The organism is Phytobacter sp. SCO41 (genome assembly GCF_003073275.1).
GTDB lineage: Bacteria > Pseudomonadota > Gammaproteobacteria > Enterobacterales > Enterobacteriaceae > Phytobacter > Phytobacter diazotrophicus.
The window spans coordinates 5,283,865-5,297,586 of record NZ_CP027225.1; the positions used below are offsets into that span (position 1 = coordinate 5,283,865).

Consider the following 13,722-nt stretch of genomic DNA (forward strand, 5'->3'; position numbering starts at 1 on the left):
CTCGTTCTTTACTCGTATTCTGCCCGGCACTGCGCCACCGTATCTTCAATCAAACGACGGGCAACAGTACCAGGCGGAGGCAGCAGCGGCAGGTCGTCGTAGCGGTACCAGCCCGCATCCAGCAGCTCTTTAGGATCGATAACAATCTCCCCGCTGTCATATTCCGCCATAAAAGCCGTCATTAGCGATTGCGGGAAAGGCCAGGGCTGCGAGGTGATATAACGCAGGTTTTTCACTTTGATGCCGCTCTCTTCCATCACTTCACGTGCGACGGCCTGTTCCAGCGTTTCGCCCACTTCGACGAAACCGGCCAGAACGGTGTAAACGCCATTGCGATGACGGGTGTGCTGAGCCAACAGGATTTTATCATCGCGGCGAATGGCAACGATAATGCAGGGCGCAATCTGCGGGTAATAACGTTCGCGGCAGTGGTCACATAACATGGCCCACTCTGTCTTGCTGGGGTGCATAGTATGTCCGCAATACCCACAAAACTTATGTGAGCGGTAAAACTCAGCCAGTTGAACACCGCGCCCGGCCAGTTGAAACAATCCAGCATCCTGTTCAATCACCTGGCGGACAGTTCCCATCTCCTGCCGACGATTCTGGCGGATCATCCACACAGGTTCGCCTTCCCATTCGCCTATCTGGAGTGCGCTTTGCCCCACAAGATCGAAATTTCCTGCATTACCGAGTGGTAATTCTCCCCCGGGCAACCATAATTTTTGTTCATGGCTTACGATCCACCAGCCATGATCTGATGACTCGATAATACGATGCATTTGTTTGCACTACCTTAGCTTTACTGGCATGTTGTTAACATTATTATTACATTCGAGCGTTTTTTAATCTTAATATTGCGGAGTCAATTATGCTAAACCAGTTAGCAACCCTGGCGGAACGAATTGGAGGAAGTAACGAACTGGTCGACAACTGGCTGTATAACCGAAAACAGCTACTGGTTCATTACTACAACCTGGTTGGCATAACACCTGGAAAAGGCTCGTACATGCAGCTGAATGAAAAAGCGCTGGACGAATTCTGTCATAACCTGGTTGAATACCTTTCCGCCGGTCATTTTAATATTTATGAACGGATTATCGGGGAAATGGAAGGGACCAGCCCACTTTTAGCCTCCACGCAGATTTACCCTCTCCTCGAAGCCAATACCCTGGAAATTATGGAGTACTACGACTCCAGCCTGGAAAATGCTATCGATGATGACAATTACGCTGAATTTCAGCAGGCGCTGTCTGATATCGGCGAAGCGCTTGCAGCCCGCTTTTCGCTTGAAGACAAGTTGATCATACTGGCATACGACAACAATCTTAAAGACGGCGCCAACGACGAAAGTGGAATGGCGCGTCCTGCTTGAGTTCTTTCTGATTAACGCGTAGTTTAAAAAACAGTCCCCGTCTTCGGACGGGGTTTTTCTTGTCGGAGTGCCTATATTTCCACAAAAGCATTCGCGATGCCCTAAGAGGCGGCGCGAAGGATGAAGTGGAAAAGGCTGAGACCGTTAATTCGGGATCCGCGGAACCTGATCAGGTTAGAACCTGCGAAGGGAACAAGAGTAATCCATTCACATCAATCACCCTTGCGGTGATCTGTTGTTATTACTCCATCCGTCGTCTGACAAGCCATGTCCTTAACATTTGGAATGAGCTATGTCTGCAAATCAACTTACACGCCGTGAACAACGCGCCCAGGCGCAGCATTTTATCGACACGCTGGAAGGCACCGCTTTCCCGAACTCAAAACGTATCTATATCACCGGCTCACAACCTGATATTCGTGTTCCGATGCGCGAAATCCAGCTTAGCCCGACGCTTATCGGCGGCTCTAAGGACAACCCTCAATACGAAGAAAACGAGGCGATTCCGGTCTATGACACGTCCGGTCCCTATGGCGACCCGAATGTGGCTATCGATGTACAGCAGGGGCTGGCGAAACTGCGTCAGCCGTGGATCGATGCCCGCGACGATACCGAAAAACTGCGCGATCGCAGTTCGGTATACACCAAAGAGCGGCTTGCGGATGACGGCCTGAACGACCTGCGTTTTAGCGGCTTACTGACACCGAAACGGGCCAAAGCGGGCCAGCGTGTCACCCAGTTGCATTATGCGCGTCAGGGGATGGTGACCCCGGAGATGGAGTTTATCGCCATCCGTGAAAATATGGGCCGCGAGCGTATCCGCGGTGAGGTGTTGCGCCAGCAGCATCTTGGCCACGGCTTTGGCGCTAACCTGCCAGAAAATATCACCCCGGAATTTGTGCGCGACGAAGTGGCTGCCGGACGCGCCATCATCCCCGCCAACATCAACCACCCGGAGTCGGAACCGATGATCATCGGCCGCAATTTCCTGGTGAAAGTGAATGCCAACATCGGCAACTCCGCGATCACCTCCTCCATCGAGGAAGAGGTAGAAAAACTGGTGTGGTCAACCCGCTGGGGTGCCGATACGGTAATGGACCTGTCGACGGGCCGCTATATTCATGAAACCCGCGAGTGGATCCTGCGTAACAGCCCGGTGCCAATTGGTACTGTACCGATCTACCAGGCGCTGGAGAAGGTGAACGGCATCGCCGAAAACCTGACATGGGAAGCGTTCCGCGACACCCTGCTGGAGCAGGCTGAGCAAGGCGTGGACTACTTCACCATCCACGCGGGCGTGTTGCTGCGCTACGTGCCGATAACCGCCAAACGCCTGACCGGCATCGTGTCACGCGGCGGTTCGATTATGGCGAAATGGTGCTTATCCCATCACAAAGAAAACTTCCTCTACGAGCACTTCCGCGAAATCTGCGAAATCTGCGCCGCCTATGATGTCTCACTGTCGCTGGGCGACGGCCTGCGACCCGGCTCAATTCAGGATGCCAATGACGAAGCGCAATTCGCCGAGCTGCACACGCTGGGCGAGCTGACCAAAATTGCCTGGGAATACGATGTACAGGTGATGATTGAAGGCCCTGGCCACGTACCGATGCAGATGATCCGCCGCAATATGACCGAAGAGCTGGAGCACTGCCATGAGGCGCCGTTCTACACGCTGGGGCCGCTGACCACCGATATCGCGCCGGGTTACGACCACTTTACCTCCGGGATTGGCGCGGCGATGATCGGCTGGTTTGGCTGCGCCATGCTCTGCTATGTCACGCCAAAAGAGCACCTCGGTTTGCCAAACAAAGAGGATGTGAAGCAAGGGCTGATTACCTACAAGATCGCCGCGCATGCCGCGGATCTCGCCAAAGGCCATCCCGGCGCGCAGATCCGCGATAACGCCATGTCCAAAGCACGTTTCGAATTCCGCTGGGAAGACCAGTTCAACCTGGCGCTCGACCCGTTCACCGCCCGTGCATATCACGATGAAACCCTGCCGCAGGAGTCGGGCAAAGTCGCTCACTTCTGCTCCATGTGCGGGCCGAAATTCTGCTCAATGAAAATCAGCCAGGAAGTACGCGATTACGCCGCAGCCCAGACCATCGAAGTGGGGATGGCGGATATGTCAGAAAACTTCCGCGCCAAAGGCGGTGAGATCTATCTCAAAAAGGAGGAGGTCTGATGTATCAACCCGATTTCCCGAGAGTGCCCCTTCGCTTAGGCCTTTACCCGGTGGTGGACAGCGTGGCGTGGATTGAACGCCTGCTCGACGCCGGCGTGCGCACCATCCAGTTGCGTATCAAAGATAAACGCGATGAAGAGGTTGAAGCCGACGTTGTAGCGGCCATTGCACTGGGGCGTCGTTACGATGCCCGCCTGTTTATCAACGACTACTGGCGGCTGGCGATAAAACATAACGCTTACGGTGTACATCTGGGTCAGGAAGACCTGGAAACCACCGATTTGAAGGCGATCCAGGCTGCGGAATTACGCCTCGGCGTATCGACTCACGACGATATGGAAATTGACGTGGCGCTCGCCGCACGCCCGTCCTATATCGCCCTGGGGCATATCTTCCCGACGCAGACGAAACAGATGCCCTCCGCGCCGCAGGGGCTGGAGCAACTGGCGCGGCATATCGAAAGGCTTGCCGATTATCCGACCGTCGCCATCGGCGGGATAAGCCTTGCCCGTGCGCCCGAAGTGCTGGGAACTGGCGTTGGCAGCATAGCGGTCGTCAGCGCGATTACCCAGGCGGCTGACTGGCGTGAGGCAACGGCGCAATTACTGGCTCTGGCGGGGGTTGGCGATGAATGATCGTGACTTTATGCGCTATAGCCGGCAGATGTTGCTGGAAGATATTGCCATCGACGGGCAACAAAAGCTGCTCGCCAGCCGGGTGCTGATTATCGGGTTGGGCGGGTTAGGCTCCCCCGCCGCGCTCTACCTGGCGGGCGCTGGCGTGGGTACGCTGGTGCTGGCCGACGACGACGATGTGCATCTGAGTAACCTGCAGCGGCAAATCGTGTTTACCACTGACGACATCGCCCGGTCGAAATCGCAGGTCACCAAACAGCGCCTGGGGCGGCTGAACCCGGAAATTTCGCTGGTCGCCCTTGAGCAGCGCCTTTCCGGCGAGGCATTGCGCCACGCGGTGGACAATGCCGATCTGGTACTCGATTGCACCGATAATATGGCGACTCGTCAGGCGATTAATGCCGCCTGCGTCAGCACCGGTACACCGTTGATTACCGCCAGCGCCGTGGGTTTCGGGGGGCAGTTGATGGTGCTCACACCGCCGTGGACCCATGGTTGCTATCGCTGTTTGTGGCCAGATGAACTGGAGCCCGAACGCAACTGCCGTACCGCCGGTGTGATTGGCCCAGTGGTTGGCGTGATGGGCACCCTTCAGGCACTCGAAGCGATCAAGCTTCTGAGCGGTATGAATACCAACACCAGCGAGTTACGTCTGTTTGATGCCCGCGCCAACAACTGGCGCAGTCTGGCGTTACGCCGGGCCAGCGGCTGCCCGGTTTGCGGAGGGCTGCATGCACATTCAGTTCAATGACACGCCCATGCAGCTCGACGACGCGCTGACCGTCTCGGCCCTGTTGCAGCAACTCGATCAGCTAAAACCCGGCGCCGCGCTGGCGCTTAATCAGCAAATTCTTCCGCGCGAGCGGTGGGAAGCGCATATCGTGCAGGACGGCGACCAGATCCTGCTTTTTCAGGTTATCGCAGGGGGCTGAGATGTTACGCATTGCAGATAAACAATTTGATTCACACCTGTTTACCGGTACCGGGAAATTTGCCAACGCAGCGCTGATGGTCGATGCCATCCGCGCGTCCGGCAGCCAGCTAGTCACACTGGCGATGAAGCGTGTCGATTTGCGTCAACATAACGATGCCATCCTCGCGCCACTGCTGGCAGCAGGCGTCACGCTACTGCCTAACACATCAGGGGCGAAAACGGCGCAAGAAGCTATTTTTGCCGCCCAACTGGCACGTGAAGCGCTGGGTACCCACTGGCTGAAACTGGAGATCCACCCCGATGCACGCTGGCTTTTACCGGATCCTATCGAGACGCTAAAGGCGGCGGAAGCACTGGTGAAACAGGGGTTTGTCGTGCTGCCTTACTGTGGCGCAGACCCGGTGTTATGCAAGCGTCTTGAAGAGGTCGGTTGTGCCGCCGTCATGCCGCTGGGTGCTCCCATTGGCTCCAACCAGGGACTGGAAACGCGGGCGATGCTGGAGATCATCATCGAGCAGGCAACCGTGCCGGTGGTGGTTGATGCCGGTATCGGCGTACCCAGCCATGCGACACAGGCACTGGAAATGGGTGCTGATGCCGTACTGGTGAATACGGCGATTGCCGTGGCCGACGATCCGGTAACAATGGCGCATGCGTTCCGTCTGGCAGTTGAGGCCGGCATGCTGGCACGCCAGGCGGTCCCCGGCGCGCGCCACTCCCATGCCGTGGCCACCAGCCCGCTGACCGGTTTTCTGGAGGCCAGCGCATGAAGACGTTTACCGATTACTGGCGCACGCTGAACTGGGATGATCTTCGGCTACGCATTAACAGTAAGACGGCAGCCGATGTGGAGCGAGCCCTGAATGCCACGCGCCTGACCCGCGATGACCTCATGGCCCTGCTCTCTCCTGCTGCCAGCGCATATCTGGAACCTCTGGCACAAAAAGCGCAGCGCCTCACGCGCCAGCGCTTTGGCAACACGGTGAGCTTTTACGTCCCGTTGTACCTTTCTAATTTATGCGCCAACGACTGTACCTACTGCGGTTTTTCGATGAGTAACCATATCAAGCGCAAGACGCTCGATGAATCAGAGATCGCACGCGAATGTGCAGCCATCCGCGAAATGGGCTTTGAACATTTGCTGCTGGTCACCGGCGAGCATCAGGGAAAAGTGGGAATGGACTATTTCCGCCGTCACCTGCCAACCATTCGTCGCCAGTTCGCCTCTTTGCAAATGGAAGTACAACCACTCTCCATGGAGGAATACGCTGAACTGAAAACGCTGGGGCTGGATGGCGTCATGGTGTATCAGGAAACCTGGCATGAAGCACAGTATGCCCGGCATCATCTGCGCGGCAAGAAACAGGATTTTTTCTGGCGACTGGAGACGCCGGACAGGCTCGGCCAGGCGGGTATCGATAAAATCGGTCTTGGCGCGCTGATTGGCCTTTCCGATAGCTGGCGGGTGGACTGCTACATGATGGCCGAGCATTTGTTGTGGTTACAGCAGCACTACTGGCAAAGCCGTTTTTCTGTTTCCTTCCCCCGTTTACGCCCCTGCGCTGGCGGGATCGAGCCGGCTTCTCTTATGGACGAACGTCAACTGGTGCAGACCATTTGCGCTTTCCGCCTCTTTTCGCCGGAAATCGAACTGTCACTCTCAACACGTGAATCACCCTGGTTTCGTGATCATGTGGTACCGCTGGCCATTAATAACGTCAGCGCGTTTTCCAAAACGCAGCCCGGCGGTTATGCCGATAATCATCCGGAACTGGAACAGTTTTCACCGCATGATGACCGGCGGCCAGAAGAGGTGGCCAGCGCGCTGGCAGCGCGTGGTTTACAGCCCGTGTGGAAAGACTGGGACAGTTGGCTGGGAAGAACGCCGCAAGAAAATGGCAACGTTGCCGTTACGCGCTGATATCTTTCGGGACACTGCGCATCACACTCATCGGGGCGTTGTCGCTTACGCCCCGCCTCTCTTTGGTTAACCTTGTTTTCCCGTCGCTTGATATAAATCAGCCAACCCCGCGTTTCCCGGCGCAAACTTCCCTTCATTTATGCCTCATGGTGTAACATTAACCAATTGAATAGATTAACAGCACTGAACGTCTTTTTTATTTACCGCGCCACGCTTGCCTATACTTTCCAGGTCACTGTCTAACGCTCTCGAAGATAACGAACATGTATAGCCGAAAACTTTCGTTCACTACACCCATTCTGGTGAGTTTTACCGGCATCTTTCTTTGCCTGGCCGTCATTGCCACGCTGGTCATTTTAAGCCAAAGGAAAGACATTACTGATAACTATCACAAGGTTAATCAGACGTTTACGCATAACATCGCGGTCAACTATGCCGAAGCCGTTTTTCAGGAGAATGACTATATTCTCAACCAGGCCGCAGCCTACTTTTCCCGTTATAACCGCCTCGATAGCGCGGTAAATTTCACCTCGCCTGAGGGATTACAATCCCTGATGCAGTTACTGCGGCTAATGCCCTCTGTCTCCTCTATTTCACTGGCCGATCCTCAGGGTCGTTACCTGCGTGCCCCGGTGGTGTTTGATAGCGAGGAGGGTCAGCGTTATGACGCCAAAACCCGCCCCTGGTTCGTTCGTCAGGCCGAGGCGACGTCGTACAGCAAATACACGGATATTTACGAAGATTACTTTACCCATCATCCGACAGTGACGGTATATAAGCCCGTCGTCTCCCCGGAGGGCAATCTCAAAGGCACGCTGGCTTTTCACCTGGATCTGGCCTCTATCAGCCATGGATTACGAACCATGCAATCCCCCATGCAAGGGGAGTTTTTTGTGGTGGACCGTAGCGGTCATGTCATGCTGCACCCGGATACGGGCGTCCTTTTCGAGGCGTTTTCCCAGCAGTCGCGAATGAAAGAGATGAACAGCGGCGAGGGCATGTTTCATGACGAACGACGTAACACCTGGCTTTATTACAGCTCGCTGACCAATCCGGACTGGTTTGCCATCTATATCGTACCGGGCGATACGCTGGAAAATCTCCTGCGCGATGAAACGCTGGTGGTCGGTTGGGGGTTTGGCGTTGCGGCCATGACTATTATCCTGTTCGGTCTGTATCTGCGCTACGCTTCCCGCACAGTCCTGCTCAATATTATTAATGCGATTAAAACCGGGGATGTACAGCAGACACCGAAGCTGGAGGCGATGCTGAGCAAAGCGATAGTCAGTAGCAAAGAACGGGAGCAGGTCTGGGTCAGGCAGGCCACGATGGATGCCCTGACAAACTGTAAGAATCGCCGGGCATTCGATAGCGACATCGCCGCCCTGATGAACGATCACCAACCCTTCGCGCTGGCGATGGTCGATATTGATAACTTCAAATCGATAAACGATACCTGGGGACACCTGAGCGGCGACATTGTGCTGCGTAATGTTGCCCGGGAAGGGTTGCAAGTGCTGCAGTCACAACATATCTCGCTCTACCGTTACGGCGGCGAAGAGTTTGCGGTTATTTTCCCCGAAGAGCACATCGCCAACGCGCATCAGATACTGGAGCAGTGGCGTATTAACGTGGCAAGCCGTGAGTGGCGTGAAGAGGGAATGACCGTGACATTCAGCGCCGGATTGGGTGAGTGGCAAATGGAGCCGCTGGAGCAACTGGTGAATAGCGTTGATGAGGCGCTCTACCAGGCGAAACAGCAAGGCAAAAACCAAATCGTATTGCGTAATAAGTCGCTTCCCGCCGATTCGTCAACCTCCTTGTAACCGGTTTCAGACAGCGCAGTGAATGTTTGTGATGCTATACACACATTCATGGAAAGGCGGTTGTTGAAGGGGCCAGCACGGGATAATTATCAGTTATCCCATCCACATCGAGGCTGACTATGAAAAACATCGTTTTATGCTGTGCTGCGGGGATGTCCACCAGCATGCTGGTTCAACGCATGAAAGACGCAGCGCAGAAAAAAGGGGTAGAAGTTTCCATTAAGGCCGTTCCCGTCGCTGAGTTTAAAGACAACATCGCTACCGCAGATATTGTCCTGCTCGGGCCGCAGGTGAAGTATGAACAGGCCAAGTTGCAGGCGCAGGCCGAACCGCTGGGCAAAAAAGTCGCGGTTATCGACATGATGGATTACGGCATGATGAAAGGCGATGTCGTTCTGGAAAAAGCCCTCAAGCTGATGGAGTAAGCGCGTGGAAGATTTAGAAACCATCATTATGGAGCTGCTGGTGAATGCAGGTGCAGCGCGCAGCCAGGCGCTGACGGCATTGCAACTGGCGCGTAAAGGCGATTTTGCCGGTGCGGAACAGGCGATGGAAGAGTCCCGCGAATTCGTCAAACACGCACATAAAATCCAGACACAACTTATTGGCCTTGATGAAGGTGCCGGGAAATTGCCGGTTAACCTGATTACCGTGCATTCTCAGGATCACTTGATGAATGCAATGGTCATCCAGGATTTGGCGGGAGACATGATTGAACTGTACCGCCGCCTGCCGCCCGTTAATCAATAATTAACTCTTGCTCAGTTATGCATGATGCCCGATGAGTCGGGCATTTTGCTGTTTAGCCCCTGTCAACGCGCTATCTGGTGGCGTGTTTTTTTCTGCCATTTATGGCACAACATGAGCATTCTTCTGCTGAACGACATCAGGATCCAGGATGCCTTCGCTCCCTTTTCCCGTCTTTACTCTTTTTCTCCTGCTTATCTTACTGGCCAAAGTTTGCCTGCAACCGGGTGAGAAATCGCGAGGGGTAATGTACTTCATCGCAGGTTGCACACTACTGGTTATTATGTCGGCCCTGCGTTGGGCGTTTGACGCCATGGTGTTTCGCCAGGCTCAGTCATTGCTGGCGATACTTTTCCCGCCGTTGGTGTGGCGTTGCTTTACCGATCTCACCGGGCGAAAACGCGTCTGGCATATTTCAACATCCATCATACCGCCCACCCTCGCCCTGCTGGCGAATCTTGCCTGGCCTGAGGCAACGGATGCCGTGCTGGTGCTGCTTTATCTGGGGTACGGCATTGCGCTGCTCAGAACTGCTCTGTTGGGCGCCGATGCCTTTGTCTTAACGCGGCTTAGCGATTCGCCAACAACCTCGGTGATGGCATTTGCCGCCGGATGTTTCCTGTGTTTTTCGAGCCTGACGGATGCAGCGATAGCCTATGATTTTAACCAGTACCATGGGCAGCATGCGCCTCTGCTGGTTGCTATTTCACAAGGTATCTTGTTGCCATTTATTTGCCTGGCGATTTTGTTCACCGGACGAAAAGTCACGCCACCTCCCCTCTGCGTGACAGCGGAGGTTACCGGGCCAGAGGTGGTGGATCCAGAAGACAATGCTCTCTGCCTGCATCTGGAAAACGCGCTTACGGCACGCGAGCTTTTCCTTGACCCGGATCTTTCATTACAGGGGCTGGCACGAAAAACCGGGACACCTGCACGACAAATATCCCGTGCCATCAACCGCACTCGGGGCTGTAATGTCTCCCAGTGGATTAATGGCTTTCGCATTCAGTATGCACAGCGCTTGTTAGTGCAGTCAGATGCTCCTGTCACGCAGATCATGCTGGAGGCAGGTTTCTCCACAAAATCCAATTTTAACCGTGAATTTATGCGCGTCAGCGGGATGAGTCCTGGCGATTTTCGCCGTGCTGAGGCGAGTCGTTCAGGGACTGATTTAAAAACTGACTTATCTGCGTAAACAATTGCTGGTGGATAGCCTGACGGCTTAGCTGTCCGCCATCCCGGCAAACAATACCCTCACCGGGTTCTGCGGCTTCAATCATTGCCACGGCGCCTGGCTTACATTCTTGCATAAAACTAAAGTGCGTCGCTCCCGTCACGCTGACCAGATGGCGATCCCCCTGCGCAAGTGCAGTAAAGAGGTAGCCTGATTCCAGACGTGCAGGAACATCATCGCTGTCGGCCTGCGCGCCCATAACCAGCACTGGCACGGAAACCTGTGCAAGGCTCTCAGGGGTAAAGCCCCTTGCCAGTCCCAAATCCAGAGAAATAACGGCTTTGATGCGTACGTCACGTTGGCTTGCCGCCAACGGTGCCAGTGATTCAGGCTTATCAATACCCAGAACGTGTTTGAGTTTACAGGCTCCCAGCGCCGGATGAGTTTCACAATCTTTCAAAAAGCGAGGCGCAGAAAACTGCGCGCCCGCCAGCTCCATGACTGTCCAGCCTCCCAGAGAGTGACCTACTGCCGCAATGCGTTCGGGGTCAACAGCACCGGCAATGGCGGGTGTATCAGACAGGTAGTCCAGCATCGCAATCAAATCCCGTGGACGTTCCCACAACTGCTGCGCTGCCACTTCTTCTTTATTGCGAGTGGTGGTGCCAGGATGGTCAACTGCCGCCACAATATAACCCTGAGAGGCCATTCCCTGAGCCAGCCAGTTTAAATTGCGCCAGTTGCCACCGTAACCGTGCGAAAGCAACAAAAGGGGGTGCTGCCGTGCTGTTGGTTTCGCATTGCGAAGTGCAGGAGTACCGTGAAACACGGCATTCTCTCCTATGCGTTCGATTTTCCCGGCGTCTGTCGTTGGGTACCACAGGGCGATATCAAGAGGACGGTTGCTGTTTTCATTTATCTGCAGTTGTCTGAAACCGACATTCGCATACGCGGAATAGCTGATAAGAAGAGTAAGCAGTAGCAAAGTAAGACGACGATACATAATGATTTTCCTGATGAGTTAACACCCGGCTTTTCTAGCATCCGCAGCTTGTGCTTGCGTCCTGAAACACGATCGAGGTCTTTTTTAATGGTTTTTGTACATGAAAAAACCCACCGAAGTGGGTCTTTGCTTATATTCTGAGCAGAAGCGCTTAAGACAAAAAGTCTTCACGTTGCGGCGTGAATGTATCCAGCAGCGTTCCGGCTTCCAGGCAAACACAACCGTGCACAACATTTGGCTTTTTGTAGAGGGTATCGCCGGCACTAACCTCTTTCGTTACGCCATCAATCGTAAAGCTAAAGCGCCCTGACAAAACATAAGTGAGCTGTTCATGCGGATGGCTATGCATCGGCCCTACAGCCCCCTCGGTAAAGTTAACCTCCACCGCCATCATCGTGCCGCCATGGGCCAGGATTCTGCGATTGACGCCATTACCCAGATCTTCCAGCACCGTCTCTTTTTTATAAATAAACATTTTTACACCTCGCTAAAACAGAAGTTGCAGGCCTGGTATTCAGGCCTGCAGCACGATTAATGCGCCAAACCAAACGTGTATTTAATGATGGCTGACAGGAATGTGAAATCAGGGTCAGCAAAGGTCACACTGTCAACACCCAGATGGCTGAACAACGGTAGTACCAACGCTGGAAGAACACACAGCAGCAGACCGTTTACGAAACTTGCGATCAATGCGCCTCGCAAGCCACCGGTCGCATTACCAAAAATAGCAGCACTGCCACCAGTAATAAAACTCGCCATGATGCCAGGGATAATCACCGGCAGGCCAATGAACGGGAACAGCGCAACGCAACACAGCTCCGCCATAAAGCTCACCAGAAAACCGATGAGAACCGCGTTCGGAGATTTATCAAACAACACCATCGGATCCACTGCCGGAATGGAGCCGGGCGCAACAATTTGAGAAAAGCCTTTAAAAGCAGGTACGATTTCCTCAGTGAACATGACCACGCCTTTCTTGGCAATGTACAAACCACCCGCAAACGTCGCTGATTTTTCTAATAACCAAACCAGATAAGGTTTGCCCGCTAACATTTTATCGAGAAAAGCATGTTCAGCGAATATAGAAGAAATGCCCAGCAAACAGAACATGGTCAGAAAAGTGGCAACATCAGCATTCTTGAGGAAACTAAATTTATCGCTAACTTTAACTTCTTCAACGTTCGTCGCGGTATTGCCAAACCATTTACCTAAGTAAGAACCAATAATATAGGAACTGGATGCAGCATGGGCTATACAATACTCATTGTGGCCGATAATTTTTCGGCTAAAACGTGACAATATAGTAGGAAAAACGGCCATGTAGGTACCAATAACCACAGAGCCAAAAATAATAGCAAATTGCTCACCGTAGCCAAGGCCAACGAGGGCGGCTGTCACGGAAAAGGACATAAAGACAATCAGGTGCAGTGACAGATATATCGCTTTAAAACGGGTATAGCGTGCCAGCAGAACGTTAATAATCATCGCGAAAAACAGAATAAATGCGGCAGGCCGACCAAGCTTGTCAATAGTCAACGCCATGATAGCTTCATTGCTTGGGACCACGCCCCGCAAGCCAAACGCATTAGTGAACAGGTCGCTGAACATGGTCAGAACACCACCAAGTATGCTCCCACCCGTTTTAATTAATACAAAGCCGATAAAAGCAAGGAGTGTTCCTTTGATAATATTCGTAATGCTACTTTTTTGTAACGCCAGACCCAGAAAAGCAATAAAAGCAATTATTATTGCAGGGGTACCTAATATTTTAATTACGTAATCCATAATAAACCCTTTCACCGTAAGCATTGATTATTAACTGATAATGATTTGTATCTTTTATTTAGCATTTCAGTAATATTGAAACGAGCCGGTTCCTGAGAAATAAATCCCAGAATTATTTTTATAATTTGGCAATC

Annotated in this window: 15 protein-coding genes and 1 riboswitch; of the genes, 11 read left to right on the forward strand and 4 right to left on the reverse strand. The window is 53.3% G+C overall.

What is annotated here, in order from left to right:
• Positions 1–8 precede the first annotated feature (8 nt).
• A complete protein-coding gene (nudC, locus tag C5523_RS25655) occupies positions 9–782 on the reverse strand; it encodes an NAD(+) diphosphatase (RefSeq protein ID WP_108702208.1) in 774 nt (257 codons plus the stop codon).
• 89 nt (positions 783–871) lie between these two features.
• Here nudC and C5523_RS25660 point away from each other — a divergent pair, with 89 nt between their 5' ends.
• From C5523_RS25660 to C5523_RS25710, 11 genes are all read left to right on the forward strand, one after another.
• On the forward strand, positions 872–1,375 hold the full coding sequence (locus C5523_RS25660; RefSeq protein WP_039076846.1) for an Rsd/AlgQ family anti-sigma factor: 504 nt from the start codon (positions 872–874) through the stop codon (positions 1,373–1,375).
• Positions 1,376–1,428: 53 nt separating this feature from the next.
• A riboswitch (TPP riboswitch) is annotated at positions 1,429–1,584 on the forward strand.
• 83 nt (positions 1,585–1,667) lie between these two features.
• A complete protein-coding gene (thiC, locus tag C5523_RS25665; RefSeq protein ID WP_108702209.1) occupies positions 1,668–3,563 on the forward strand; it encodes a phosphomethylpyrimidine synthase ThiC in 1,896 nt (631 codons plus the stop codon).
• The gene (gene thiE, locus C5523_RS25670) at positions 3,563–4,198 is read left to right on the forward strand and encodes a thiamine phosphate synthase (RefSeq protein ID WP_107224571.1); all 636 of its coding nucleotides are present in this window, start codon (positions 3,563–3,565) and stop codon (positions 4,196–4,198) included. The genes thiC and thiE overlap by 1 nt, the downstream gene beginning before the upstream one ends.
• Positions 4,191–4,949 (forward strand): HesA/MoeB/ThiF family protein, encoded by a 759-nt coding sequence (locus tag C5523_RS25675; protein WP_079498751.1) that lies wholly within the window; start codon positions 4,191–4,193, stop codon positions 4,947–4,949. Before thiE ends, C5523_RS25675 begins: the two co-directional genes overlap by 8 nt.
• On the forward strand, positions 4,930–5,130 hold the full coding sequence (gene thiS / locus C5523_RS25680; protein ID WP_039076850.1) for a sulfur carrier protein ThiS: 201 nt from the start codon (positions 4,930–4,932) through the stop codon (positions 5,128–5,130). The genes C5523_RS25675 and thiS overlap by 20 nt, the downstream gene beginning before the upstream one ends.
• A 1-nt stretch (position 5,131) precedes the next feature.
• Complete coding sequence (thiG, locus tag C5523_RS25685; protein WP_039076851.1) at positions 5,132–5,902, forward strand: thiazole synthase; 771 nt, start codon at positions 5,132–5,134, stop codon at positions 5,900–5,902.
• Entirely contained in the window at positions 5,899–7,053 is a 1,155-nt protein-coding gene (gene thiH, locus C5523_RS25690) for a 2-iminoacetate synthase ThiH (RefSeq protein ID WP_071193731.1), read from the forward strand. The genes thiG and thiH overlap by 4 nt, the downstream gene beginning before the upstream one ends.
• Positions 7,054–7,316: 263 nt before the next feature.
• Complete coding sequence (locus C5523_RS25695) at positions 7,317–8,879, forward strand: sensor domain-containing diguanylate cyclase (protein ID WP_039076853.1); 1,563 nt, start codon at positions 7,317–7,319, stop codon at positions 8,877–8,879.
• Between the two features lie 119 nt (positions 8,880–8,998).
• Entirely contained in the window at positions 8,999–9,304 is a 306-nt protein-coding gene (locus C5523_RS25700; protein WP_039076854.1) for a PTS sugar transporter subunit IIB, read from the forward strand.
• A 4-nt stretch (positions 9,305–9,308) separates the two neighbouring features.
• Positions 9,309–9,629 carry a PTS lactose/cellobiose transporter subunit IIA gene (locus tag C5523_RS25705; RefSeq protein WP_039076855.1) on the forward strand — a complete coding sequence of 107 codons (321 nt, stop codon included), beginning with the start codon at positions 9,309–9,311 and terminating at the stop codon, positions 9,627–9,629.
• A 148-nt stretch (positions 9,630–9,777) separates the two neighbouring features.
• Entirely contained in the window at positions 9,778–10,821 is a 1,044-nt protein-coding gene (locus C5523_RS25710) for an AraC family transcriptional regulator (protein WP_079498753.1), read from the forward strand.
• Here the strand turns inward: C5523_RS25710 and C5523_RS25715 are convergent.
• The 3 genes from C5523_RS25715 to C5523_RS25725 form a co-directional block, all read right to left on the reverse strand.
• Positions 10,739–11,803, reverse strand: coding sequence for an alpha/beta fold hydrolase (locus C5523_RS25715; RefSeq protein ID WP_108702210.1), 1,065 nt, complete (start codon positions 11,801–11,803; stop codon positions 10,739–10,741). The two genes, C5523_RS25710 and C5523_RS25715, sit on opposite strands and share 83 nt — an antisense overlap.
• A gap of 151 nt (positions 11,804–11,954) precedes the next feature.
• Positions 11,955–12,278, reverse strand: coding sequence for a cupin domain-containing protein (locus tag C5523_RS25720; protein ID WP_039076858.1), 324 nt, complete (start codon positions 12,276–12,278; stop codon positions 11,955–11,957).
• Positions 12,279–12,334: 56 nt separating this feature from the next.
• Entirely contained in the window at positions 12,335–13,588 is a 1,254-nt protein-coding gene (locus C5523_RS25725) for a PTS ascorbate transporter subunit IIC (protein WP_052249179.1), read from the reverse strand.
• Positions 13,589–13,722: the final 134 nt, after the last annotated feature.

What these genes read in the sequence shown, in the direction of transcription:
- thiG (WP_039076851.1), top strand. Translation starts at nt 5,132, where the DNA reads ATGTTACGCATTGCAGATAAACAATTTGATTCACACCTGTTTACCGGT.
- thiS (WP_039076850.1), top strand. Translation starts at nt 4,930, where the DNA reads ATGCACATTCAGTTCAATGACACGCCCATGCAGCTCGACGACGCGCTG.
- thiC (WP_108702209.1), top strand. Translation starts at nt 1,668, where the DNA reads ATGTCTGCAAATCAACTTACACGCCGTGAACAACGCGCCCAGGCGCAG.
- C5523_RS25715 (WP_108702210.1), bottom strand. Translation starts at nt 11,803, where the DNA reads ATGTATCGTCGTCTTACTTTGCTACTGCTTACTCTTCTTATCAGCTAT.
- C5523_RS25660 (WP_039076846.1), top strand. Translation starts at nt 872, where the DNA reads ATGCTAAACCAGTTAGCAACCCTGGCGGAACGAATTGGAGGAAGTAAC.
- C5523_RS25700 (WP_039076854.1), top strand. Translation starts at nt 8,999, where the DNA reads ATGAAAAACATCGTTTTATGCTGTGCTGCGGGGATGTCCACCAGCATG.
- thiH (WP_071193731.1), top strand. Translation starts at nt 5,899, where the DNA reads ATGAAGACGTTTACCGATTACTGGCGCACGCTGAACTGGGATGATCTT.
- C5523_RS25675 (WP_079498751.1), top strand. Translation starts at nt 4,191, where the DNA reads ATGAATGATCGTGACTTTATGCGCTATAGCCGGCAGATGTTGCTGGAA.
- C5523_RS25725 (WP_052249179.1), bottom strand. Translation starts at nt 13,588, where the DNA reads ATGGATTACGTAATTAAAATATTAGGTACCCCTGCAATAATAATTGCT.
- C5523_RS25720 (WP_039076858.1), bottom strand. Translation starts at nt 12,278, where the DNA reads ATGTTTATTTATAAAAAAGAGACGGTGCTGGAAGATCTGGGTAATGGC.
- nudC (WP_108702208.1), bottom strand. Translation starts at nt 782, where the DNA reads ATGCATCGTATTATCGAGTCATCAGATCATGGCTGGTGGATCGTAAGC.
- thiE (WP_107224571.1), top strand. Translation starts at nt 3,563, where the DNA reads ATGTATCAACCCGATTTCCCGAGAGTGCCCCTTCGCTTAGGCCTTTAC.
- C5523_RS25710 (WP_079498753.1), top strand. Translation starts at nt 9,778, where the DNA reads ATGCCTTCGCTCCCTTTTCCCGTCTTTACTCTTTTTCTCCTGCTTATC.
- C5523_RS25695 (WP_039076853.1), top strand. Translation starts at nt 7,317, where the DNA reads ATGTATAGCCGAAAACTTTCGTTCACTACACCCATTCTGGTGAGTTTT.